This window comes from Mycobacterium helveticum, from assembly GCF_007714205.1.
Lineage (GTDB): Bacteria > Actinomycetota > Actinomycetes > Mycobacteriales > Mycobacteriaceae > Mycobacterium > Mycobacterium helveticum.
Genome location: NZ_VMQU01000007.1, coordinates 60,462 through 85,488, shown reverse-complemented (window position 1 = coordinate 85,488; position 25,027 = coordinate 60,462). Strand labels below are relative to the sequence as shown.

Here is a 25,027-nt window from a genome sequence, read left to right as displayed (position 1 = left end):
CCCCCCCCCCCCCCCCCCCCCCCCCCCCCCCGCCCCCCCCCCCCCCCCCCCCCCCGCCCCCCCCCCCCCCCCCCCCCGCCCCCCCCCCCCCCCCCCCCCCCCCGGGCCCCCCCCGCCCCCCCCCCCCCCCCCCCCCCCCCCGCCCCCCCCCCCCGGGGGGGGGCCCGCGCCCCTGTCTTGCTAAGTCAGCCGGCCACCGGTGAGCGCGGGATCAGCGAGGGACGGAACCCGACGCGTTGCACCGCGCCGTCGGCCTCGCGTCCGACCATCCCACCCAGCGGCAGCTTGGCCACACCCGGGGTGGTCGCCGACGCCGGCGCCGCTCCCCACCCACCGGGCATGCCGTTGGCGCCCAACGCTGTGGGCAACGGCGTGACCGACGACACCGTGTCCGCCCAGGTGGGCGGCACCGACAGGGTGCCGAGCGAGGCCGCCTGGCCCACGCTGGCCGACGCGCTCTCACCCAGGCCGCCGAGCCCGAGGGTGCCTAAGCCCGGGAGTCCCGCACCCCCGTCGGCTCCGATGATCGAACCCGCGCCCTGCAGGTCCAGCGCCAGCCCCTGATAATCGAGGCCCAGGCCGTAGAGATCGAAGCCGATGCCACCGACATCCGAGATCGAGCCGCCCACGTCGCCGAACACGCCGAGGCTGGTGCCGAGCACCACACCCTCCGGCGATGCGAAGACGCCCGCCAGCCCACTCAGCGCGGAAGCGGCAGACGTCCCCGACGTGGCGCTCGAAACGGCCTTCGCGGCGCCCTTGCCGGGCCCGTTGACCAGCGATGTGAGCGAGCCCAGCGGCGAATACGCGCCTGATGCCATCGACACCCCGTCGCCCATCGCCATCCCGGAGACGCCGGACGCCGCTCCGGGGTTGGCGAGGCTCTGCAACGCCTGGGGCACCGAGGACATCAGGTGCGTCGACGCCGTCCGGGCATTGCCGGCGGCGGCCTGGGCCACCGCACCCGTCTGATTGCCCACCCCGCCGGGGTTGGTGGTCCGCGGCGGTGCCGTGAACGTCCCGAAGCTCGATGCGGACGCCGAACTGGCGGCGTAGTTGTACATCGCGGTGGCGTCCTGCGCCCACATCTCGCTGTACTCGGCCTCGGTCGCCATGATCGCGGGCGTGTTCTGTCCAAACAGGTTGGTCGCGATCAGCGCCATCAGCTGAGCCCGGTTGGCCGCGATCAGCGGCGGCGGGACCGTCATCGCAAACGCCGTTTCGTACGCGGCCGCGGCGGCCGTGGCCTGGGTGGCCGCCTGATCGCATTGCTCAGCGGTCACCGTCATCCACGACACGTAGGGCGTGGCCGCGGCCGCCATCGCCATCGACGTGGGGCCCACCCATTCTTCCGTCAGGGTCGAGATCACCGACCGGTAGCCGCGTGCCGCGCTCTGCAGCTCGGCGGCCAGGGACTCCCACCCCGCCGACGCGGCCAGCATCGAAGCCGGTCCCGGTCCGGCGTACATGCGAGCGGAGTTGACTTCCGGCGGCAATGCGCCAAAATCCATGAGCTTTCCTCAATCCCATTCCGTTTGCTGATCGCGGCCGCGCGCACCGTTGCACGCGCGGTCCGGTGCGCCGGGCGCACCGGGCATGGCACCGGCCGTCTCGTCCGGGCCCGGGACAGCGCGCGGTTGCAGCTGGCGCCGGCCGTGTCCGCGCCGGAAAGTAGACGAGGCTTGCCGTGAAAGGCCGTCATTTCGACGGGAATTCCGTAACGCTGTGTAACGTCGCGTTGACGCACGCCGCGAACTCATGGGTCCCGAATTCGCTCCCGCGTAGCCAAGCTCGACCACTCCCACGGCGGCACCGGCGTCTCATAGCGACGAAATACGTTCTTGTGAAAATGATTTGCGAAGCCTAACCTCGGCCAGGCTCACGTCGTCCGATTCAACGGTCATGAACACCAGTATTTTTGGGTGCAACGATCATCTCAAGCTGGCTGATGCAGCACATACAAAACTCATATTTGAGCGGCATCGGACGTGACGCGCGCAACACGTCATATTTGAGAACTCTATGAACTTCGTGACAACCGCGTGTGTGGCTTGCGAGAATGGGAGAACATGACTGCAATGTCGCAACACGCAGGCGGCCAGCGCCCGCGCCAGGCCGTCCTCGGCCAGCTGCCCCGGATCTACCGCGCAGACGGATCACCGATTCGGGTTTTGCTGGTGGACGACGAGCCCGCCCTGACCAACCTGGTGAAGATGGCGCTGCACTACGAGGGCTGGGTCGTCGAAGTCGCCCACAACGGGCGCGACGCCATCGCGAAGTTCGACGCGATCAATCCCGACGTGCTGGTGCTCGACATCATGCTGCCCGACGTCGACGGTCTGCGGATCCTGGAGCGCGTCCGCGAGTCGGACGCCTACACCCCGACGCTGTTCCTGACCGCGCGCGACTCGGTGATGGACCGGGTCACCGGCCTGACAGCGGGCGCCGACGACTACATGACCAAGCCGTTCAGCCTGGAGGAGCTGGTCGCCCGGCTGCGCGGACTGCTGCGGCGTTCCAGCCGGCAACCCGCACCGACCGCGGAGTCCCTCAAGGTCGGCGACCTGCGGGTCGACACCGCCAGCCGCGAGGTCACCCGTGACGGCGCTGCGGTGTCGCTGTCCACGACCGAGTTCGAGTTGCTCAGATTCCTGATGCGCAATCCGCGCCGGGTGCTGAGCCGCACCGAGATCCTCGACCGGGTCTGGAACTACGACTTCGCCGGCCGCACCAGCATCGTCGACTTGTACATCTCCTACCTCAGGAAAAAGATCGACTCCGGCAGGGAGCCGATGATCCACACCATCCGCGGCGTTGGATACATGCTGCGGCCGCCGGAATGACCCGGCAGCGCAACACGCCCCGGTGGCTCCCCCGGTCGCTGCGCCGCCAGTTGCTGCTGGGCGTGCTGGCCGTGGTCAGCGTGGTGCTGGTGGCCGTCGGTGTCGTCTCGGTGGTCAGCCTGCGCGGCTACGTCACCGCGATGAACGACGAAGATGTCGCCGAATCTCTGGAGGCTTTGAGCAACTCCTACAACAGGTACCGCGACGGCGAACACACCGGGGAGCATGACGGCACCCCACCGCTGGGGCAGGCCATGCTGGAGTTCACCGACCAGACGCCGGGCAACCTCATCGCCGTCCTGCGCGACGGGACCGTCGTCGGGTCGGCCGTCTTCTCCGAGGCCGAGGCACGGCCCGCACCGCCCGACGTGGTGCGCGCCCTGGAGACGCGGTCGCAGGCCGACGGGCGGCCCCGGACGGAACACCTGGGCAGCCTGGGTACGTATCGGGTGGCCAGCCACCTCGACGGACCCGACCGGCTTCTCGTCGGGCTGTCGCTGCAGCGCGCCGACAAGATCATCGCCCGCAAACAGGTCACCACCGCGGCGCTGGTCGCCGCCGCCCTCGCGGTGACCGCGGCGCTCACCGTCTGGGTGGTCGGCTACACGCTCCGCCCGCTGCGCCGGCTGGCCGCCACGGCAGCCGAGGTCGCCGCGATGCCGCTGACGGACGGCGACCAGCGCATCAGCGTCCGGGTGCCACCGGAGGACACCGACCCCGACAACGAAGTCGGGATCGTCGGAAACACGCTGAACCGGTTGCTGGACAATGTCGACAGCGCGCTGGCGTATCGTGCCGAATCCGATTTGCGGATGCGCCAATTCATCACCGACGCCAGCCACGAGCTGCGTACGCCGCTCGCGGCGATCCAGGGCTATGCCGAGCTGACCCGCCAGGACAGTTCGGAACTGCCACCGACCACCGAATACGCGCTGGCCCGCATCGAGTCGGAAGCGCAGCGCATGGCGGTGCTCGTCGAGGAGCTGCTGCTGTTGTCGCGGCTGGGCGAAGGCGTGGACCTGCATCCCGAAGACGTCGACCTGGCCGGGCTGGCGACCGACGCGGTGAACGACGCGGCGGTCGCGGCACCGACCCACCACTGGGTCACCAAGCTGCCCGACAGCCCCGTGTGGGTCCGCGCTGACCCCGCCCGCCTGCACCAGCTGGTCAGCAACCTGCTCCGCAATGCCCGGGTGCACACGCCGCCCGGCGTCACCGTGACAACCGGGATCAGCTGCCACGACGTCCCCGCAGGCGGCCCCGGCACGCCCTACGCCGAACTGAGCGTCGCCGACGACGGGCCGGGGATCGACCCGGAGCTGCTGCCCCGGTTGTTCGAGCGGTTTGCCCGCGCGGACACGTCCAGGTCGAGCGGGTCGGGCCTCGGGCTGGGGCTCGGGCTGGCCATCGTCAGTTCGATCGTCAAGGCACACCAGGGCTCTGTCACCGCCGAATCCGCCGACGGCCGAACGGTGTTTCGGGTGCGCCTCCCGATGATCGACCCGCCCGACGGGGATTGGGCCGCGGGGGCGGCGCACACGTCCGGCTGACCCTGCGCTGCGGCTGCGGCTGCGGAAACACGTGCGCCCCAACGGTTGAGCTCTTGCCATCGCCGCTGTCGCTCGATCGTTGGCGACCGAAGGGTTCGGCCCCGCTGGCGTTCGCCTTCGCAGCACTCGGCCCTTTCCGCACACGGCAGCAGAAAGCTCAACCGCCGCAGGTCCGTCGGGGTGATCGCCACCTCAAACGGCGCGGTCCGCACAGCCGCGGCGACGCCGGTGACCGAGGTGCCCCGCACGTCGACCCAGCGTGTCAGCTCCGAGAACAGCACGGTTCGCCGCGTCCGGAGCCATAGACTAGGCGATTGACTCGCAAGCCGGCGAGGTTCACGCGCCGTCGGCGACCGGTGCCGATCACGTCTGGCGGGGTCGCTGAGCGGTCGTGGCCAGCTCAAGGAGGTGTGCCGCACTGGACTTTGCGCCGTTGCCACCGGAGGTCAACTCCGGGCGGATGTATACCGGTCCCGGATCGGGATCCTTGCTGGCCGCCGCCGCGGCCTGGGACGGACTGGCCGCCGAACTACACCTGACCGCGGCGTCGTACGCGTCGGTCATCGCCGGGCTGACCACCGGACCGTGGTCGGGTCCGGCGGCGGCGTCGATGGCGGCCGCGGCCGCCCCCTATGTGGCATGGCTGAACGGCAGCGCCGCGCAGGCCGAGGAGGCGGCGAGCCAGGCCAGAGCGGCCGCTGCTTCCTACCAGCAGGCCTACGCGGCGACGGTGCCCCCCGCGCTGGTCGCGGCCAACCGCAGCCGACTGCTGACGCTGACGGCACGCAACACATTCGGGCAGTACACGGCCGCGATCGCGGCCATCGAGGCCCAGTACGCCGAGATGTGGGCCCAGGACCTCGCCGCGATGTACGGCTATGCGGGCTCGTCGGCGTCGGCGACCACGCTGATGCCCTTCACCAACCCGCCGCAGACCACCGACCCCGGGGGGGCGGCCAACCAGGCCGCCGCCGCCGGGCAGGCGGCCGGCACCTCGGCCGGTACCGCGCAGAGCGCCGTATCGAGCGTGCCGCAAGCGTTTTCGGTGGTGCCCAGCACGTTGCAGGGCCTGGCCGCGGGCACGCCGGCACAGGGCATCTCGGGTACGACCGCGCTGAACGTGATCAGCGACCTGATCGCGATTTTTCTCGACGTGCCGGCCGACCTCACGACGTTCTTCCTGGACGTGCCGGCCAACGCGCTCAGTGTGGTGGGCTTTCCTTTGGACGTCATCGGAGCCGGAACCGGTCTGCACACCGACGACATCGTCAGCGGCTGGGCCGGCGAGCAGCCCTGGCCGCTGTCGGGGGATCAACCCCCCACGGACTTCAAGGCGATAATCACGGGCCCCATCGAGCCGGCGGCGACGTCGTCGGCGGCTCTGCAGCCGGCCGCGGGTCTGGGCGAGGCCAATACGGTTGGGGCACTGACCGTGCCGCCGACGTGGACCATCGCCACACCGGCGGTACAGCCGATCGCGGTGACGCTGCCGGCGCTGCCGGCCACCGCCGTCGGCGCGGCCGTGGCCGAGGCCGCCGGGGAGGCCGCCGAAGTTGGGTCGGGGAGCACACTCGGCGAAATGGCCGCGGCCGGACTGGCCGGGCGCGCCGTCGCGGGCACGCTGGCCGGCGGGGCCGGCAAAAGTGGCGGCGCAGCGACGGCGGGCGGGCGGGTGCGCGCCGGCGCCCCGGGTACGAGCGAGGGTGCCGCGCCGGTCGCCGGGGACGCAACCTCGCACGACAAGCCGCGCAGCGTGGTCACCGGGGTCGCCGCCGAGCTACGCGAGTTCGCCAAGCTCCGCGACGAGGGAATCTTGACCGACGAGGAGTACACGGAACAGAAGAACCGCCTGCTGGGGCGGTGAGCGACGCATCCTGGGTTCGGCTGGACACCAACTTCTGGGACGAGAGACACGCAGCGATGGATTTCGGGATCTATCCACCGGAGATCAACTCCGGTCGGATGTACACCGGGCCGGGAGCTGGCCCGATGCTGGCCGCCGCGGCCGCCTGGAACGGGCTGGCCATCGAACTCGAGGTGGCGGCCGAGTCATACAAGTCGGCGATCTCGGACCTGAGCGCGTCGTGGTGGGGCCCGTCCTCGACGGCGATGGTGGCCGCGGCCGCGCCCTACGCGACGTGGTTGCACACCACCGCGATGCGCGCCGAGGACACCGCGACGCGGGCCCAGGCCGCGGTTGCCGCCTACGAGATGGCATTCGCCGCGACCGTACCGCCGCCGGTGATCGCGGCGAACCGAAGTGTGCTCGTGGCGCTGGTGGCGACGAACTTCCTGGGGCAGAACAGCACGGCGATCGCGACCACCGAGGCCCAATACGCCGAGATGTGGGCCCAGGACGCCGCGGCGATGTACGGCTACGCGGGGTCGTCCGCGTCCGCGTCGACGCTGCCACCGTTCGACCCACCCCGGCACAACACCGCTCCCGGCGGTGTGGTCGGCCGGGCCGCCGCCGCGGACCCGCCGAGCGCTACCACCGTGCTGGACCTGATCGGCAACCTCGCCGCGATTTTTCCCGGCGGGCCGGCCAACCTGGCTACCGTCTTCGCCATCGGGCCGACGGACATCCTGACGGGTCCGGTGAGCTTTCCCCTCAACGCCATCGGCACCGTGACCGGTCTGCACACCGACGACAACGTCAGCGGCTGGCAAGGCGTAGCACCCTGGCCGCTCCCGGGTGAACGACCCCCCTCCGCGTTCAGGGCGCTCATCACGAACCCGGGCCCGCCGGCGGCATCCGGCGCGACGGCGGGACTGGGCGAGGCGAACACAATCGGGGCGATGTCCGTGCCGTCGACGTGGACCGTCGCCGCACCGGCCGTGCGATCCGCCGCCCTGACCCTGCCGGCACCGCCGGAAACGACCCTCGGCGCCGCCGGGGAGGCGCTGGAAGCCGGATCGGGAAACACGTTCGGCGAGATGGCCCTGGGCGGTATGGCCGGGGCGGGCATGGGCGGCGGTGCGGGCACCGGCGCCGGCCGGGACGGCAGCAGGCCGTCCGGGGGCACCCGGGTGGTGGCCCCGGACGCGGTGCGGGCGAACGCCGGCACGGGCCCGACCGCCGACACGGCGGCCAAACCCTCGCCCGACACACCACGGACCGTGGTCACCGGAGTCGCGGCCAGGATCCGCGAGATCGCCAAGCTCCGCAACGAGGGGAAGCTGACCGACGAGGAGTACGCCGAGGAAAAGAACCGCCTGCTCGCACTGTGAGCCGCGGGAGGCGATCCCGACGGCGTTAGGAAGCCGTTAGAAAACTTTCGACCAATGGCCCTTCCGGAGCGGCGCCGTCTACCTTCAAGCTGGCATGTGCCTTGACGTGCGGCACGAACCGACGCGGAACGGAGACAGGATGGGCGTGCTGGGATTCATCGCGTTGACGGTGGTGGTGTTCGCCGTGCTCGGCCTGACGCAGAAGTTGGTCGAACGGCTGTGAGCTACGAAAACGTCGTCGGCCTGGTGCTGTCGATCCTGCTGGTGCTCTTCCTCTTTGGGGCCCTGCTGTTCCCGGAGCGGTTCTAGTGGGCGCCACCACCGCCGGGATCGTCTTCCTGGCCGTTCTCGTCGCGGCGCTGGTGTTGGTGCATGTGCCCCTCGGCGACTACATGTTTCGGGTCTACTCCGCGGAGCGGGACTCCGCTGTCGAGCGGGTGGTGTACCGCCTGATCGGGGTCGATCCGCGCGCCGAACAGTCGTGGGGCGCCTACGCCCGAAGCGTCCTGGCGTTTTCGTCGGTCGGCATCCTCTTCCTGTTCGTGTTCCAACTCGTGCAGGACACGTTGCCGTTGCATCTGCACGACCCGGCCACCGCGATGACGCCGTCGTTGGCGTGGAACACCGCGGTCAGCTTCGTCACCAACACCAACTGGCAGGCCTACTCGGGCGAATCGACGCAGGGCTATCTGGTGCAGATGGCCGGGCTGGCCGTGCAGAACTTCGTCTCGGCCGCGGTGGGAATGGCCGTCGCGGTCGCGCTGGTGCGCGGATTCGCCCGCCAGCGCACCGGTGAGCTGGGCAACTTCTGGGTCGACCTGGTCCGCGGCACCCTGCGCATCCTGTTGCCCATCGCGACCGTCGGCGCGATCGTCCTGGTCGTCGGCGGATCGATCCAGAACTTCCACCTCAACGACCAGGTCGTCACCACCCTGGGCGGCGCCCACCAGACAATCACCGGCGGTCCGGTCGCCAGCCAGGAGGCCATCAAGGAGCTCGGCACCAACGGCGGCGGCTTCTACAACGCCAACTCCGCGCACCCGTTCGAGAACCCGACGGCCTGGACCAACTGGGTGGAAATCTTCCTGATCGCGGTGATCGGGTTCTCCCTGCCCCGCACGTTCGGTCGGTTGGTCGGCGCCACCAGGCAGGGCTTCGCGATCGCCGGCGTCATGGCGACGCTGGCGCTGATCAGCTTCAGCGTGACGATGTGGCTGCAACTGCAGCACCACGGCACCGTGCCGAGTTCGGCCGGCGCGGCGATGGAGGGGGTCGAACAACGCTTCGGCGTCGCCGACTCCGCCGTGTTCGCCGTGACGACCACGCTGACCTCGTGCGGCGCGGTCGACTCGTTCCACGACTCCTACACCAGCCTCGGGGGCATGATGACGATGTTCAACATGCAGCTCGGCGAGGTCGCCCCCGGCGGCGTGGGATCCGGACTGTACGGCATGCTGATCCTTGCGGTGATCACCGTCTTCATCGCCGGGCTGATGGTGGGGCGCACCCCGGAGTACCTCGGAAAGAAGATCACTCCCCGCGAAATCAAGCTCGCCGCAACGTATTTCCTGGTGACGCCGCTTATCGCGCTGATCGGCACCGCGACCGCGATGGCGCTGCCGGGCGAACGCGCCGCGATGCTCAACGGCGGCCCGCACGGCCTGTCGGAAGTCCTGTACGCGTTCACCTCCGCCGCCAACAACAACGGGTCGGCCTTCGCCGGGCTCAGCGCCGACACCGACTGGTACAACACCGCACTGGGCCTGGCCATGGTGTTCGGCAGGTTCGCACCGATCGTGCTGGTGCTCGCCCTGGCCGGCTCGCTGGCCAAACAGGGCACCACGCCGGAATCGGTCGGCACGCTGCCCACTTATCGGCCGCAGTTCGTCGGGATGGTCGCCGGCGTCACGCTGATCCTGGTCGCCCTCACCTTTCTGCCCATGCTGGCACTCGGGCCCCTCGCTGAAGGAATCCACTGATGACAGCCACGCGTTCGGGCCGCAAACAGGTACGGGGCGGCCGGCTCGACACGAAGATGCTGCGGCGGTCCGTGCCACAGGCGATGGGCAAACTCGACCCGCGCACGCTGTGGCACAACCCCGTGATGTTCGTCGTGGAAATCGGCGCCATCTGGAGCACCGTGCTGGCGGTCGTCAACCCCACGTGGTTCGCCTGGCTGATCATGATCTGGTTATGGCTGACCGTGCTGTTCGCCAACCTCGCCGAGGCGGTGGCCGAAGGTCGCGGCAAGGCGCAGGCCGAGACGCTGCGCAAGGCCAAGACCCAGACCATGGCCCGGCGGCTGCGGAACTGGGAGCCGGGCACGGCGGGCGTTGAGGAAGAAGTTCCGGCACCGGAGCTGCAACAGGGCGACATCGTCGTCGTCGAGGCCGGGCAGGTGATCCCGGGTGACGGCGACGTGGTGGAAGGCATTGCGTCGGTGGACGAGTCGGCGATCACCGGTGAATCGGCGCCGGTGATCCGGGAATCCGGCGGTGACCGGTCGGCGGTCACCGGCGGCACCACCGTGCTCAGCGACCGGATCGTCGTCACGATCACCCAGAAGCCCGGGCAGAGCTTCATCGACCGGATGATCGCGCTCGTCGAGGGCGCCAACCGGCAGAAGACGCCCAACGAGGTCGCGCTGAACATCCTGCTGGCCGCCCTGACGATCATCTTCGTCTTCGCCGTCGCGACCCTGCAACCGGTGGCGATCTACTCCAAGGCGAACAACCCCGGCGTCCCGAACACGCAGGCGCTGGGCTCGGGCGGCGTGACCGGCATCGTGATGGTGTCGTTGCTGGTGTGCCTGATCCCGACGACGATCGGCGCGCTGCTGTCGGCCATCGGCATCGCCGGCATGGACCGGCTGGTCCAGCGCAACGTGCTCGCGATGTCCGGGCGCGCCGTCGAGGCCGCCGGTGACGTGAACACGCTGCTGCTCGACAAGACCGGCACCATCACCCTCGGCAACCGGCAGGCGGCCGCCTTCCTCCCGGTCGACGACGTCTCCCCCGACCAGCTCGCCGACGCCGCGCAGTTGTCCAGCCTCGCCGACGAAACCCCGGAGGGGCGTTCGGTCGTCGTGTTCGCCAAGGAACGCTTCGGTCTGCGCGCGCGCACGCCCGGCGAACTCTCGAACGCCCACTGGGTGGCGTTCTCCGCCGCGACCCGCATGTCGGGAGTCGACCTCGACGATCATCAGCTCCGCAAGGGCGCCGCCAACTCGGTCGCCGAATGGGTCCGCGGGCACGGCGGCACTGTCACCGCCCAGCTCGGCGACATCGTCGACGGCATCTCCGCCAGCGGTGGCACACCGCTGGTCGTCGGCGAGAGCCGCGGCGGCACCGGCGCGGTGCTCGGCGTGATCCACCTCAAGGACGTCGTCAAGCAGGGCATGCGCGACCGATTCGACGAGATGCGCCGCATGGGAATCCGCACGGTGATGATCACCGGCGACAATCCGTTGACCGCCAAGGCGATCGCCGACGAGGCCGGCGTCGACGACTTCCTCGCCGAGGCCACGCCGGAGGACAAGCTCGCGCTGATCAAGCGCGAGCAGCAAGGCGGCAGGCTGGTCGCGATGACCGGTGACGGGACCAACGACGCGCCCGCCCTGGCGCAGGCCGACGTGGGCGTGGCGATGAACACCGGCACCTCGGCCGCCAAAGAGGCCGGCAACATGGTCGACCTGGACTCCGACCCCACCAAACTCATCGAGATCGTCGAGATCGGCAAGCAGTTGCTGATCACCCGCGGCGCGCTGACCACCTTCTCGATCGCCAACGACGTCGCGAAGTACTTCGCGATCATCCCGGCGTTGTTCGTCGCGCTGTTCCCCGGGCTCGATCTGCTCAACATCATGCGCCTGCACAGCCCGGAGTCGGCGATCCTGTCCGCGGTGATCTTCAACGCGCTCATCATCGTGGCGCTGATCCCCCTGTCGCTGCGCGGCGTGCGCTACACACCGAGCAGCGCGTCGAAACTGTTGAGCCGCAACCTCTACGTGTACGGGCTCGGCGGCATCATCGCCCCGTTCGTCGGCATCAAGCTGATCGACCTGATCGTCCAATTCGTCCCCGGGATGTCCTGACATGAAGTTCTCGAGTTTCCTTCGCATCCACTGGGCGGCCCTGCGCGCGCTGCTGGTGCTGACCGTGGTCACCGGCCTGGCCTACCCGCTGTTCGTCTGGCTCCTCGCCCAGATCCCCGGACTGCACGACAAGGCCGAGGGGTCGATGCTGGCCGTCAACGGCAGGCCGGTCGGCAGCAGGCTGATCGGTCAGCTGTTCACCGACTCCGACGGCACGCCGCTGCCGCAGTACTTCCAGAGCCGGCCCTCGGCGGCGGGCCACGGCTACGACCCGCTGTCCTCGGGCGCGAGCAACCTCGGCCCGGAGAACATCGTCGACACACCCGGCAAGCCGAGCCTGCTCACGCAGGTGTGCACGCGCAGCATCGCGGTGGGGCGCCTGGAGGGGGTGGACGGGTCGCGGCCCTTCTGCACGGGTGGCGGTGTGGGAGCGGTGCTTTCGGTGATCGGCCCGCGCGACGCGCGCGGCAACGTCGTCGCGCCCACGCGGGTGGTCAGCGTCAACGAGCCGTGTGCATCGACGTCGACGCCGTTTCTGGCCAGTTACGAGAGGGTGCGGGTCGAGTGCGCGAAGGACGGCCCCCACTCACACGAGGACTACTCGATCGGACAGATCGTGCCCATCCGCGGCGCCGCGCCCGCCGACCCGGTCGTGCCCGCCGACGCCGTCACCGCCAGCGGCAGCGGCCTGGATCCGGACATCTCGCCCGCCTACGCCGACCTGCAGGTGGCCCGGGTGGCCAGGGCGCGCCGCGTCAGCCCGGAACAGATCAGCAAGCTCGTGGCGCAGCACCGGAATGGCCGCACCCTCGGGTTTTTCGGCGAACCAACCGTCAACGTGCTGCAGCTCAACCTGCAGCTCGACCACTGGTATCCGCTCACCGGCGCAGCGCCGGCGGATCATGGTTGACGTGAGCGATCACCCACCCAAGCGCGGGGAGCTGCGCATCTACCTCGGCGCGGCCCCGGGTGTGGGCAAGACCTACGCGATGCTCGGCGAGGCCCATCGCCGGCTGGAGCGCGGAACCGACCTGGTGGCGGGAGTGGTGGAGACCCATGGGCGCGCGAAAACCGCCGAACTGCTCGACGGCATCGAAGTCATCCCGCCGCGCTACGTCGACTATCGCGGCGCCAGTTTCCCCGAGCTCGACGTGCCGGCCGTGCTGGCCCGCCATCCGCAGGTCGTCCTGGTCGACGAACTCGCCCACACCAACACGCCGGGCAGCAAGAACGCCAAACGCTGGCAGGACGTCGAGGAGTTGCTCGACGCCGGGATCACGGTGATCTCTACCGTGAACGTCCAGCATCTGGAAAGCCTCAACGACGTCGTCGCCCAGATCACGGGCATCGAACAGCGGGAGACGGTACCGGACTCGATGGTACGCCAGGCCTCGCAGGTCGAGCTCATCGACATCACCCCGGAAGCGTTGCGCCGCAGACTCTCCCACGGAAACGTCTACACCCCCGAAAAGGTCGATGCGGCACTGTCCAACTACTTCCGACGGGGAAACCTCACCGCGCTAAGGGAATTGGCGCTGCTGTGGCTGGCCGACCAGGTGGATACCGCGCTGGCGACGTACCGGGCAGAGAACAAGATCACCGCCACCTGGGAGGCGCGAGAGCGCGTCGTGGTGGCCGTCACCGGCGGCCCGGAATCGGAGACGCTGGTGCGGCGGGCGTCCCGGATCGCGTCGAAATCCAGCGCCGAGCTCATGGTGGTGCACGTCGTCCGCGGCGACGGGCTGGCCGGGCTCTCCGAGTCCCGGATGGCCAAGATCCGCGAGCTGGCCAACAGCCTGGACGCGTCGCTGCATACCGTGGTCGGCGACGACGTGCCCGCGGCCCTGCTCGACTTCGCCCGGGAGCGCAACGCCACTCAGCTGGTGATCGGCACGTCGCGGCGCTCCCGCTGGGCGCGTCTTTTCGAGGAGGGCATCGGCCCGCGGATCGTCGAGCTGTCCGGCAAGATCGACGTGCATCTCGTCACCCACGAAGAGTCCAAACGCGGCTTCCGCGCGGCGTCGCTGACGCCCCGCGAGCGGCGGGTCACCTCGTGGCTGGCCGCCTTTCTGGTGCCGTCGGTCATCTGCGCGGTCACGGTGTCCATGCTGGATCAATACCTGCAGACCAGCGGTGCCAGCGCGCTGTTCTTCGTCGGCGTGGTGGTGGTCGCCTTATTGGGGGGCGTTGCCCCCGCGGTGTTCTCGGCCGTGTTGTCCAGCCTGCTGCTGAACTATTTCCTGACCGCGCCACGCCACACGTTCACCATCGCCGCGCCCGACGCCGCAGTCACCGAGGTGGTGCTCCTGCTCGTTGCGGTGGCGGTCGCGGTGCTGGTCGACGGCGCCGCCAAACGCACCCGGGAGGCCCGGCGCGCCTCGCAGGAAGCCGAACTGCTGACCCTGTTCGCGGGCTCGGTGCTGCGCGGCGCCGATCTCGAGACGCTCCTGGAACGCGTGCGGGAAACCTACTCGCAGCGTGCGGTCACCATGCTGCGAGAGACAAAAGAGCACGACCACGCCGCCGGCAAGAAGAGCGACGTCGTCGCCTGCGTCGGCAAAGACCCCTGTCTGACCGTCGATTCCGCCGACACCGCGATCGAGGTCAGCGACCGAGATTTCCAGGAGTATTGGATGCTATTGGCCGGCAGGAAGCTCTCCGCACGCGATCGCCGGGTGCTGAGCGCGGTGGCCAGGCAGGCGGCGGGGCTCATCCGGCAGGGCGAGCTGGCCGAAGAGGCCAGCCGGGCCGAGGCGATCGTGCGGACCGACGAGCTGCGCCGGTCCCTGCTCTCGGCGGTCAGCCACGACCTGCGCACACCGCTGGCCGCCGCCAAGGTCGCCGTGTCCAGCCTGCGCGCCGAGGACGTGGCCTTCTCCCCCGAGGACACCGCCGAACTGCTGGCCACCATCGAGGAGTCCGTCGACCAGCTGACCGCATTGGTCGGAAACCTGCTCGATTCCTCCCGCCTGGCCGCCGGCGTGGTGCACCCGGAGCTGCGCCGGGTGTACCTCGAAGAGACCGTGCAACGCGCGCTGGTCAGTATCGGAAAGGGCGCCACCGGTTTCTACCGGTCCGCCATCGATCGGGTCAAGGTCGACGTCGGTGACGCCGTCGTGCTGGCCGACGCCGGACTGCTCGAACGCGTGCTGGCCAACCTGATCGACAACGCGCTGCGGTACGCGCCCAACTGCGTAGTCCGGGTCAACGCGGGGCGGGTGGGTGATCGCGTCCTGATCAACGTCGTCGACGAGGGCCCCGGAATCGCGCACGGAACCGAAGACGAACTCTTCGCCGCCTTCCAGCGGATGGGCGATCACGACAACACCAGCGGCGTGGGGCTGGGCATGTCGGTGGCGCGCGGTTTTGTCGAAGCGATGGGCGGCACCATCCAGGCCGGCGACACGCCGGGGGGCGGACTGACGGTTGTGGTGGATCTGGCCGCGCCGCAGGAGCTTTCATGACGCGGGTTCTCGTGATCGACGACGAGCCGCAGATCCTGCGTGCGCTGCGGATCAACCTGTCGGTGCGGGGCTACGAGGTCATCACCGCGTCGACCGGCGCGGGCGCACTGCGTGCCGCGGCCGAGCACAAACCCGACGTGGTGGTCCTCGACCTCGGCCTGCCCGACCTCTCGGGCATCGAGGTGCTGGCCGGTCTGCGTGGCTGGCTCACGGCGCCGGTGATCGTGTTGTCGGCCCGCACCGATTCCTCGGACAAGGTCGCGGCGCTGGATGCCGGCGCCGACGACTACGTCACCAAACCCTTCGGGATGGACGAATTCCTGGCCCGGCTGCGGGCCGCGGTCCGCCGCGCTACCGCCGCGTCCGATACCGAGGAGCCGGTCATCGAGACCGACGCGTTCACCGTCGATCTCACCGCCAAGAAGGTCACCAGGAAGGGCGCCGAGGTGCATCTCACCCCGACCGAATGGGGGATGCTGGAGATGCTGGTCCGCAACCGGGGCAAACTGGTCGGCCGCGAGGAACTCCTCAAAGAGGTCTGGGGTCCGGCCTATGCCACCGAAACTCATTACCTGCGTGTGTACTTGGCCCAGCTGCGCCGCAAGCTCGAAGACGACCCGGCGCACCCGAAGCATTTGTTGACCGAGTCGGGCATGGGCTACCGCTTCGAGGCGTGACGTCAGCCCGCGATCGACAGCACGATGCCGTCCAGGATGTCGTGCTCGCTGACGATCAGCTCATCGATGCCGGCCCGGGCGCGCAGTTCGCGGACCAACTCCTCCACCACCACCGCGCCCCCACCGATCACGTCGGCACGGCCCTCCTGCATGGGGCCCAGCGCGGCGCGCCGCGCGCGGGTCATGCCGATCAGCCGCTCACAAACCCCCAGCAGTTCGCTGCCCGGTACCCGCGAAAGGTGAATTGCCCCAGCGTCATACGACGTCATGTTGTGCGCCAGCGCGGACAGGGTGGTCATCGTGCCGGCGACCCCCACCCAGGTCCGCGCCGCTTCGACGGGCACCACGCCCAGCGCGGCGTCGAGCCGTTCGCGCACCACCGCGCGCGCCGCCGCGACCTCCTGCGGTGTCGGCGGGTCGGAGTGCAGACAGCGTTCGGTCAACCGGACACAGCCGATGTCGGCCGAATAGCTCGCCACCACCCCCTCGCTGCCGAGCACGATCTCGGTGGAGCCGCCACCCAGATCGACAACCACGAAAGGCGCTGCTTCACCGTCTAATTCGCCGACGGCACCGCGGAAGGACAACTCGGCTTCCGCCGCGCCGGTGATCACCTCCGCCACCGCGCCGGGGACGACGGCGCCCAGCACGTCGGCCGTCATCGCAAAGAACGTGTCGCGGTTGGAAGCGTCGCGCGTGGCCGAGGTCGCCACCATCCGGACCCGCTCGGCGCCGTGCGCTCCCAGCAGAGCGGCGTAATCGGCCAGCGCGGCCCGTGTCCGCGCGAGCGCGTCCGGCGCGAACCGGCCGGTGGCATCGACCCCCTGCCCCAGCCGCACGATCCGCGTCTCGCGATGCACGTCGCGCAGCCTGCCGTCGTCGAAATCGGCGATCAGCAGCCGAATCGAGTTGGTGCCGCAGTCAATTCCCGCCAGCCTGCTCACCATTTCTCCGCCTCCAGGACATCGGCCATCGCCGGCTCGGCGACCAGGGTTGCCAGCACCTCGTCGCCGAGCGGATTGCAGCCGGGGCCCTTGGCCAGCGAGTGCGCGATCAGCACGTGCAGGCACTTGACCCGGTCGGGCATCCCCCCGGCGGAAACCCTGGTGCCCAGCGAATCGATCGCATCCCGCTCGGCCAGGTACGACTCGTGGGCCCGCCGGTACGCGGCCGCCAATTCGGGATCCCGTCGCAACCGCTCGGTCATCTCGCGCATCACTCCCGAGGTCTCCAGTCTGCTCGCGGCCGCATTGAGCACCGGGTGCGTGAGGTAGTACAACGTCGGAAACGGTGTTCCGTCAGCAAGTCTGGGCGCGGTCTTCACCACACCGGGTTCACCGTTGGGGCAGCGGTAGGCGATCTCCAGCACGCCGCGCGGCGCGCGACCGAGCTGGCGCGCCACCGCCTCCAGGTCGGCACGGTCAACCACCGGGCGCGGCGGGGTTCGGCGCGGCCGGCGGTGCCGGGACCTTGGCCGGCGGCAGGTGCGGGTCGTCGGCGATGGTGTGCCACAGCGCGGTGTACCACGGCTGGTTGTTGGGCGGCTTTTCCGCTTCGGAGCCGGGCTGCGGCACGGCCGCCTCGCCGGGCGGAAGTTGCACCTGGAACGGTGTGTCCCCGGGCATCACGAAGCCCAGACGCTCGCGCGCCTGCGCCGCGATGTACACCGGGTCGGCGAGCTTGCCCTTCTGCTGCTCGAGTTCGGCGATCTGACGGCGCAACGCGGCCTGGCTCGCGGCCAACTGGTCCATCTCGGTGCGTTGCGCGAAGTAGGTGCGGACCGGCCCGGCGATGGTCAGCGTCAGCACGCAGATCACCGCGGCCAGCACCGCCGCGCGCCGCGCGGTGAAACCCAGCCGCTGGTCGGCCCGCTGCTCGACGGACTCGGCGAGCTGCCGCTTGATCGGTTCGACGACGTGCTCGGCCAATGTCCGGGCCGAGTCGCGGGCCACGTGGGTGGCGGTCTGCGCCGGCCGGGAAGCCTTGGCGGCGCGGCGACGCCGAACCGCGGCGCCGGGCTTGCCCGGGCGCGACGCCGGGGATCGGCGCTTGGGATCTGGCCGCTTGGCTTCGGGCATCGCAGCGTCAGCCGCGTCTCGGGTTGGCCGTCAAACTACTTCGTCTCCAGCGCGAACCGCGGAAATGCCAGGTCGCCGGCGTAGCGGGCGGCGTCGCCGAGAGCCTCCTCGATCCGCAGCAGCTGGTTGTACTTGGCGACGCGTTCGCTGCGGGCGGGCGCACCCGTCTTGATCTGTCCGCTGCCGACGGCCACCGCCAGGTCGGCGATCGTGGTGTCCTCGGTCTCGCCGCTGCGGTGGCTGATCATCGTGCGGTACCCGCTGTGGTGCGCGAGCGCGACGGCGTCGAGTGTCTCGGTGAGCGTGCCGATCTGGTTCACCTTGACCAGCAACGCGTTCGCCACGCCCTTCTCGATGCCCTCCTCGAGCCGCTCGGGGTTGGTGACGAAGATGTCGTCGCCGACGATCTGCACCCGGTCGCCGATCGCCGCCGTCAGGGCCGCCCAACCATCCCAGTCCCCTTCGAACAGGGGGTCTTCCAGCGACACCAGCGGGTAGGAGTCGATCAGGCCGGCGTAGAACTGCGTCATCTGCTCGGCGGTGCGCGCGCTGCCCTCGAAGTTGTAGCCGGCGCCGGCGGCGTAAAACTCGTTGGCCGCCGCGTCCAGCGCCAGGGCCACGTCGGCACCCAGTTTCAGACCCACCGACTCGACCGCCCGGCTGATCAGGTCCAGCGCCGCGGTCGTGCCGGCCACGTCCGGGGCGAAACCGCCCTCGTCGCCCAGGCCGGTGGACAGTCCCTGCTTCTTCAGCACCGACTTCAGCGCGTGGTACACCTCGGCGCCCCAGCGCAGCGCCTCGCCGAAGCTGGACGCCCCGATCGGCGCCACCATGAACTCCTGGATGTCGACACCGGTGTCGGCGTGCGCGCCGCCGTTGAGGATGTTCATCATCGGCACGGGCAGGATGTGCGCGTTGGGGCCGCCGAGGTAGCGGAACAGCGGGAGGTCTGCGGAATCCGCGGCCGCCTTGGCGACGGCCAGCGAGACACCCAGGATCGCGTTGGCGCCCAGCCGCGACTTGTCGGGGGTGCCGTCGAGGTCGACCAGTGCCTGATCCACCAACCGCTGGTCGTCGGCGCCCAGGCCGATCACCGCCGGGCCGATCTCGTCGAGCACGGCTTCGACCGCCTTGCGCACACCCTTGCCGCCGTACCGCTCACCGCCGTCGCGCAGCTCGACCGCCTCGTGTTCGCCGGTCGACGCGCCCGACGGCACCGCCGCGCGGGCGAACGTCCCGTCGCTGAGAGCTATCTCGACCTCGACAGTGGGGTTACCACGGGAGTCGAGAATCTCGCGGGCCCCGACCTGCTCGATAATTGGCACTGGGTTCTCCTTGCGTGGTAGCCGGTGCTGCATCGCTTCGCGTTTCAGCGATACATCCTGCTACAGCGGGTGGCCCGCCGCGTAAGCGGTCGCCCAGTCCCGGACCGCCCGCGCGTACACGCCCGAGTTGTTGTAGGCGCGCAGGGCGGTGATCCACCCGCGCGGCGTCGCCAGATCCTTGCCGCGCCAGCACAGGTAACCCGCCGCGGCCAGGGCCGCGTCGTCGATGTTGTCGGGGCTGACGACCCCGTCGTTGTGGGCGTCGACCCCGTACAACCGCCACGTCTCCGGGATGAACTGCATCGGCCCCATCGCGCGCGCCACGCCGTCGGTGTCGGTGACGTCCTCCTGAGCGTCCACGATGCGCAGGTTGCCGCCGCTGCCGTCCAGGCGAACACCCCGAATGGGCGGGCTCACATCCCCGTTCGCGGACAGCCTCGCGCCCCGATAGGTCCCGTGGTGGCTCTCGACCTGCCCGATTCCCGCGAGCGTGGTCCACGAGATATGGCATTTCGGGTTCTCGACCTCGGCGACCCGGGCGGCATAGGCATAGGCCTCCAGCGCGATGACGGGGATCTCCAGCGTCCCCGAGCGCTGCTCGGCCCAGTCGCGCAACTGGTCGGCGGGCCGGCCGCCGCCGTGGGTGTCGACGGGCGGCACCGGAGCCCCCGCCGGTGGCGGCACACCCTCGGGGATGAACAGGCTGAGCTGCCATGTGCAGCTCGAGGCGAGAAGCATGGCGGTCGCACCGATCACGGCGGCCGCACGCACCCAACGCCTCGGCGACACCAAGCTCCCCTGCAACTCCCCTGGATCAACTTCCCTCGTGATCATCGTCCCATGTGTTTGGGGTCAACTCGGCAACTTCGGGACTGCGACGCCTCTCCACGACACCAATTACGGCGAATTGTCGATTAGCTGTCGGCGAGATCGGCTAGCAAAGTAAAGACATCGACACCCATTCGAATTATCGCCTCACGTGCCACAATAGCGCGCGATCGGCGAGGAGATGGCGAACGCGGCCGAGGTCGCTGACCGACATATGCGGCCGGCGCGAAAAACCGGCGCCATGCCACCACCGTGCGGCTACACCTCGGCGGCTTCGGCGACCGCCGACACGGCGGGCGGCCAGTGCTCCCGCCACTCCTGCTCGGTCACCGCGCCCAGCGGGGTCACGTCGAGCTGTTCCGGAACGGCGTCCCCGCGGCGGGTGGCGGCGATCGCCCGCTCGACGCTGCGGACGGTGTCCACGAAACCCAGAACCGCTGTGCGCAGCGCGCTTTCCGCGTCGATGTCGGCCGACACGTCCACCGAGGTGATCTCGGCGGGGATCAGGTCGGCGGGCAGCCCGGCTTTCTGCGCACGCTGAATAACTTTTTGCGCCAGCGCCAAGGCCGGCTGCCCGGTGTGGACGTCGTCCATCACCGAACTGCGCGGCTTCTCGGCAGCCTTGCGCTCCTCCCACTGGGCCAACTGCTCTTCGAGTGAGATCGGTTCGCCCGCAAGCACTCCCGGTACCCGGTTGCCGAGCTTTCGCGTCAGCGCGAGCGCGACGTCGTCGATGGTGAACGCGTGCTGCGGCGCCTCCTCGGCGATGCGGGCGTGGAAGAGCACCTGCAGCAGAACGTCGCCGAGTTCTTCGCGCAACTGGTCGGCGTCGCCGCTGCGGACCGCGTCCAGCAGCTCGTAGGTCTCCTCCAGCAGGTAGCGGCGCAACGAGTCGTGGGTTTGCTCGCTCTCCCAGGGCCCGGCGCTGCGCAGCTTGTCCATCATCGCCACGGCGTCGACCAGGCGTTCGCCGCGCGGGGTCTCCGGGGCCGAAATCAGCCGGGCTCCGGCGGCCAGCCGGGCGGTGACGGCCGGGTGGCCGGGGTCGGACGACAGCAACACCGGCGCCTCGTCGCCGGTGTCCACCGGGTGCGCCGAGGGCAGCGACCACGGCACCGCGACCGGCATCTCCTCGGTGTACTGCACCTCCCCGCCGAGGTGCTCGACGGCTTCCACGGGCACCAGGGATGGCCGGCGGGGGTCGAACAAGACGACGATCATGAGCGCCGCTCCTCACTGGGCACCGGTGCGGGCGTCGCACTGGTTATACCAATTTCGACCTGCGGCTTCCCCTGCAGGGCGGTGACCAGATCGGCCACCATCTGCAGCAGCTCGACGTCGCGGATGCGCGGCGCGCCGACCCCGCCGGCCCGGGGGATCGGGACCTGCACGGTGGCGGTCGTGGCGCGGTAGTTGGCCGCCGGATACATGCGCGCCAGGCGCACCTGGGCGGAGTCTTGCAGCGTGACCGGCGACAGCCGCACCGTCGCCGCCGACGGTGCCGACACCTCGGTGATCCCGGCGGCGCGGCACAGCAACCGGACACGCGCCACCGCCACCAGCCGCCGGGCGGGTTCGGGCAGCGCCCCGTAGCGGTCGACGAGTTCGTCGACGACCGCGCCGACGGCCGCGTCGTCCGCGGCCGCGGCCAGCCGCCGGTAGGCCTCCAGCCGGAGCCGGTCGCTGGCGATGTAGTCCGGCGGCAGATGCGCGTCCACCGGCAGGTCGATCCGCACGTCCTTGGGCTCCTCGGCCGCGGCGACCGTCTGGCCGTCGGCCGCGGCGCGGTAGGCCGCCCGATATGCTTCGACGGCCTCGCCCACCAGCCGCACGTACAGGTCGAACCCGACGCCGGCGACGTGGCCGGACTGCTCGGCGCCCAGCACGTTGCCGGCACCGCGGATCTCGAGGTCCTTCAGCGCCACCGCCATGCCCGCGCCCAGCTCGTTGTTCTGCGCGATCGTGGCCAGCCGGTCATAGGCGGTCTCGGTCAGCGGCGTGTCCGGCGGGTAGAAGAAGTAGGCGTAGCCCCGCTCCCGGCTGCGGCCCACCCGGCCGCGCAGCTGGTGCAGCTGCGAGAGCCCGAAGGTGTCGGCGCGCTCGACGATCAGCGTGTTGGCGTTGGAGATGTCCAGCCCGGTCTCCACGATCGTGGTGCAGACCAGGATGTCGTATTCGCGGTTCCAGAACCCCTCCACCGTGCGCTCCAGCCGCTCCTCGGGCATCTGCCCGTGCGCGACGACGGTCCGCGCCTCGGGCACCAGCTCGCGCAGCCGCGCGGCGACCCGGTCGATCGAGCTGACCCGGTTGTGCACGTAGAAGGCCTGCCCGTCGCGCATCAGCTCGCGCCGCAACGCGGCCGCGACCTGCTTGTCGTCCTGCGGGCCGACGTAGGTCAGCACCGGGTAGCGCTCCTCGGGCGGCGTCAGGATCGTCGACATCTCCCGGATTCCGGCCAGGCTCATCTCCAGGGTGCGCGGGATCGGGGTCGCGCTCATGGTCAGCACGTCGACGTGGGTGCGCAGCGACTTGATGTGTTCCTTGTGCTCGACGCCGAACCGCTGCTCCTCGTCGACGACCACCAGACCGAGGTCCTTCCAGCGCACCCCGGTCTGCAGCAGCCGATGGGTGCCGATCACGACGTCCACTGAGCCGTCGGCCAGGCCCTCGATGACGGCACGGGACTCGGCGGCATCGGTGAACCGCGACAGTCCTTTGACGGTCACCGGGAAACCGGTCATCCGGTCGGTGAACGTCTGCAGGTGCTGGTCGGCCAGCAGCGTCGTGGGCACCAGCACGGCGACCTGCTTGCCGTCCTGGACCGCCTTGAACGCGGCCCGCACCGCGATCTCGGTCTTGCCGTAGCCGACATCGCCGCAGATCACCCGGTCCATCGGGATCGGCTTCTCCATGTCGGACTTGACCTCGGTGATGGCGGTGAGCTGGTCGACGGTCTCGGTGAACCCGAACGCGTCCTCCATCTCGGCCTGCCACGGGGTGTCCGGGGCGAACGCGTGCCCGGGGCTGGCCTGCCGCTTGGCGTACAGGGCCACCAGTTCGCCGGCGATCTCGCGCACCGCGCGGCGCGCCTTGGTCTTGGTGTTGGCCCAGTCGCTGCCGCCGAGCTTGCTCAGGGCCGGCGCCTGCCCACCGACGTAGCGCGACAGCTGGTCCAGCGAATCCATCGGGACATACAGCCGGTCGGCCTGCTGTCCCCTCTTGCTCGAGGCGTACTCCAGCACCAGGTACTCGCGCCGGGCCCCGCCGACGGTGCGCTCGGTCATCTCCACGAACCGCCCGATGCCGTGCTGATCGTGCACCACCAGGTCACCGGCCGTCAGCGCCAGCGGGTCGACGGTGTTGCGGCGCTTGGCCGCCAGCCGCTTGCCCTCGACGGCGGCGGCCCGGCTTCCGGTCAGGTCCGTCTCGGTGATCACGACGAGATCGGCGCCGTCGACGACCCCCGAGATCACCACGCCCACGTGCAGCGGCCCCTTGAGCACCCCGACCACGCCCGGTTTGGGCGCGGCACCGCAGTCCAGCATCGCCGCGGGAGTGTCGCACTCGGCCAGCCGCTCCACCACGCGGTGGGCCGTCCCGGTCCCGGGCGCGATGACCACCGCGTAGCCGCCGGCCGCGACGTGAGCCCGCAGCATCGCGAAGATCTCGTCGATGTCGTGCTGATGCCCACGGGCCGAGGGCGACGGCCGCAGCTGCAGTTCCACGGCCGACTCGTCGGACAGCTGGCTCAACGTCCACCAGGGATGATCGCGGCGCGCCGCCGCGGCCCGCACGTCGTCCAGTTCGGCGAAGCCCGATCCGCCGAACTGCTCGACGTCGATGGGCGCGGCGGAGCCGTCCGCCACGCCCATTGCTGCCGCCGACCAGGACGCCTCCAGGAATTCCCGGCCGGTCTTGATCAGGTCGGCCGCGCGGCTGCGCACCTTTTCGGGGTCGCACAGCAACACCGGCGTGCCGTGGGCCAGCTGGTCGGTCAACAGCACATGCTCGTCGGGCCGGAGCACCGAGAGCAGGGCCTCCATGCCGTCGACCGGGATGCCCTCGGCGAGCTTGGCCAGCATGTCGCCGACGCCGCCGGTGGTGACGGCGGCCTCGGCGGCGGGGTGTCGCGCCACCAGGTCGGCGGCGCGCCGCCGAACGTCGTCGGTCAGCAGCAGTTCACGGCAGGGGACCGCGACGACCGTCTCGACCTCCAGCTCCGGGATCGACCGCTGATCGGCGACCGAGAACATCCGCATCTCGCTGACCTCGTCGCCCCAGAACTCGACGCGCACCGGGTGCTCGGCGGTGGGGGGGAAGACGTCGAGAATCCCGCCGCGCACCGCGAATTCGCCGCGCCGACCCACCATGTCGACCCGGCTGTAGGCCAGCTCGACCAGCCGGGAGACCACGTCTTCGAACGCGATGTCCTGACCGACCGTCATGATGACGGGTTCGATCAGCCCGAGCTGCGGGGCCATCGGCTGCAGCAGGGAGCGGACCGCGGTGATCACCACCTGCAGCGGCGGGCCCAACCGGACGTCGTCGGGGTGTGCCAGCCGGCGCAGCACGGTCAACCGGGCGCCGACGGTGTCGACGCCCGGCGAAAGCCGCTCGTGCGGCATGGTTTCCCAGGACGGGAAGGCCGCCACCGCGTCGCCGAGCGCGCCGCGCAGCTCGGCCGCGAGGTCGTCGGCTTCCCGGCCGGTCGCGGTGACCACCAGCAGCGGACCCCGCCGCGCCAGCGCGGCGGCGACGAACACCCGTGCGCCGGCCGGGCCGGCCATCCGCAGTTCGGCCGGACGGGCGGCCGCGCTGTCGATGAGCTGCCGGAAAGTCGGCGCGGCGAGCGCCAATTCGACAAGCCCCGCGATCGGGGTTTCTGGGCGAGCAGGCCCCGGTGCGGTCATGATGACGCCATTCTAAGAGCCGGTCGAT

The 25,027-nt window shown here is 70.2% G+C and carries 19 protein-coding genes; 11 read left to right on the top strand and 8 right to left on the bottom strand.

Going from position 1 to position 25,027, the window contains the following annotated elements; translation table 11 throughout:
- Positions 1-185: 185 nt before the first annotated feature.
- Positions 186-1,511, bottom strand: a complete 1,326-nt coding sequence (locus FPZ47_RS03165) for a PPE family protein (protein WP_144945810.1) — start codon at positions 1,509-1,511, stop codon at positions 186-188.
- A 558-nt stretch (positions 1,512-2,069) separates the two neighbouring features.
- On the opposite strand from FPZ47_RS03165, the gene FPZ47_RS03160 reads away from it, so the two are divergent.
- From FPZ47_RS03160 to FPZ47_RS03110, 11 genes are all read left to right on the top strand, one after another.
- On the top strand, positions 2,070-2,843 hold the full coding sequence (locus FPZ47_RS03160; RefSeq protein WP_144945813.1) for a response regulator transcription factor: 774 nt from the start codon (positions 2,070-2,072) through the stop codon (positions 2,841-2,843).
- Positions 2,840-4,393, top strand: coding sequence for a sensor histidine kinase (locus FPZ47_RS03155; RefSeq protein WP_144945816.1), 1,554 nt, complete (start codon positions 2,840-2,842; stop codon positions 4,391-4,393). Before FPZ47_RS03160 ends, FPZ47_RS03155 begins: the two co-directional genes overlap by 4 nt.
- A gap of 418 nt (positions 4,394-4,811) precedes the next feature.
- Positions 4,812-6,257, top strand: a complete 1,446-nt coding sequence (locus FPZ47_RS03150; RefSeq protein WP_144946002.1) for a PPE domain-containing protein — start codon at positions 4,812-4,814, stop codon at positions 6,255-6,257.
- 56 nt (positions 6,258-6,313) lie between these two features.
- Entirely contained in the window at positions 6,314-7,624 is a 1,311-nt protein-coding gene (locus FPZ47_RS03145) for a PPE family protein, SVP subgroup (protein WP_144946005.1), read from the top strand.
- 94 nt (positions 7,625-7,718) lie between these two features.
- Entirely contained in the window at positions 7,719-7,847 is a 129-nt protein-coding gene (locus FPZ47_RS30145; protein WP_281291717.1) for a hypothetical protein, read from the top strand.
- Complete coding sequence (gene kdpF / locus FPZ47_RS03135; protein WP_144945819.1) at positions 7,844-7,933, top strand: K(+)-transporting ATPase subunit F; 90 nt, start codon at positions 7,844-7,846, stop codon at positions 7,931-7,933. Before FPZ47_RS30145 ends, kdpF begins: the two co-directional genes overlap by 4 nt.
- Positions 7,933-9,603 (top strand): potassium-transporting ATPase subunit KdpA, encoded by a 1,671-nt coding sequence (gene kdpA, locus FPZ47_RS03130; RefSeq protein WP_144945822.1) that lies wholly within the window; start codon positions 7,933-7,935, stop codon positions 9,601-9,603. Before kdpF ends, kdpA begins: the two co-directional genes overlap by 1 nt.
- Positions 9,603-11,717 carry a potassium-transporting ATPase subunit KdpB gene (gene kdpB, locus FPZ47_RS03125; protein ID WP_144945825.1) on the top strand — a complete coding sequence of 705 codons (2,115 nt, stop codon included), beginning with the start codon at positions 9,603-9,605 and terminating at the stop codon, positions 11,715-11,717. Before kdpA ends, kdpB begins: the two co-directional genes overlap by 1 nt.
- Position 11,718: 1 nt before the next feature.
- Positions 11,719-12,627, top strand: coding sequence for a potassium-transporting ATPase subunit C (locus FPZ47_RS03120; RefSeq protein WP_144945828.1), 909 nt, complete (start codon positions 11,719-11,721; stop codon positions 12,625-12,627).
- Entirely contained in the window at positions 12,620-15,181 is a 2,562-nt protein-coding gene (locus FPZ47_RS03115) for a sensor histidine kinase (RefSeq protein ID WP_246133201.1), read from the top strand. The genes FPZ47_RS03120 and FPZ47_RS03115 overlap by 8 nt, the downstream gene beginning before the upstream one ends.
- Positions 15,178-15,858: a response regulator gene (locus FPZ47_RS03110; protein ID WP_144945831.1), complete on the top strand. Its 681-nt coding sequence runs from the start codon at positions 15,178-15,180 to the stop codon at positions 15,856-15,858. Before FPZ47_RS03115 ends, FPZ47_RS03110 begins: the two co-directional genes overlap by 4 nt.
- Positions 15,859-15,860: 2 nt before the next feature.
- Here FPZ47_RS03110 and FPZ47_RS03105 read toward each other — a convergent pair whose 3' ends face one another.
- The 7 genes from FPZ47_RS03105 to mfd form a co-directional block, all read right to left on the bottom strand.
- Positions 15,861-16,805, bottom strand: coding sequence for a Ppx/GppA phosphatase family protein (locus FPZ47_RS03105; protein WP_144945834.1), 945 nt, complete (start codon positions 16,803-16,805; stop codon positions 15,861-15,863).
- Positions 16,799-17,287: a DUF501 domain-containing protein gene (locus FPZ47_RS03100; RefSeq protein WP_144945837.1), complete on the bottom strand. Its 489-nt coding sequence runs from the start codon at positions 17,285-17,287 to the stop codon at positions 16,799-16,801. Before FPZ47_RS03100 ends, FPZ47_RS03105 begins: the two co-directional genes overlap by 7 nt.
- On the bottom strand, positions 17,280-17,936 hold the full coding sequence (locus tag FPZ47_RS03095) for an FtsB family cell division protein (RefSeq protein ID WP_144945840.1): 657 nt from the start codon (positions 17,934-17,936) through the stop codon (positions 17,280-17,282). The genes FPZ47_RS03100 and FPZ47_RS03095 overlap by 8 nt, the downstream gene beginning before the upstream one ends.
- 35 nt (positions 17,937-17,971) lie before the next feature.
- The gene (gene eno, locus FPZ47_RS03090; protein ID WP_144945843.1) at positions 17,972-19,261 is read right to left on the bottom strand and encodes a phosphopyruvate hydratase; all 1,290 of its coding nucleotides are present in this window, start codon (positions 19,259-19,261) and stop codon (positions 17,972-17,974) included.
- A gap of 60 nt (positions 19,262-19,321) precedes the next feature.
- On the bottom strand, positions 19,322-20,050 hold the full coding sequence (locus tag FPZ47_RS03085) for a lytic transglycosylase domain-containing protein (protein ID WP_144945846.1): 729 nt from the start codon (positions 20,048-20,050) through the stop codon (positions 19,322-19,324).
- 297 nt (positions 20,051-20,347) lie between these two features.
- Positions 20,348-21,310, bottom strand: coding sequence for a nucleoside triphosphate pyrophosphohydrolase (locus tag FPZ47_RS03080; RefSeq protein ID WP_144945849.1), 963 nt, complete (start codon positions 21,308-21,310; stop codon positions 20,348-20,350).
- The gene (mfd, locus tag FPZ47_RS03075) at positions 21,307-24,999 is read right to left on the bottom strand and encodes a transcription-repair coupling factor (protein ID WP_144945852.1); all 3,693 of its coding nucleotides are present in this window, start codon (positions 24,997-24,999) and stop codon (positions 21,307-21,309) included. The genes FPZ47_RS03080 and mfd overlap by 4 nt, the downstream gene beginning before the upstream one ends.
- Positions 25,000-25,027: the final 28 nt, after the last annotated feature.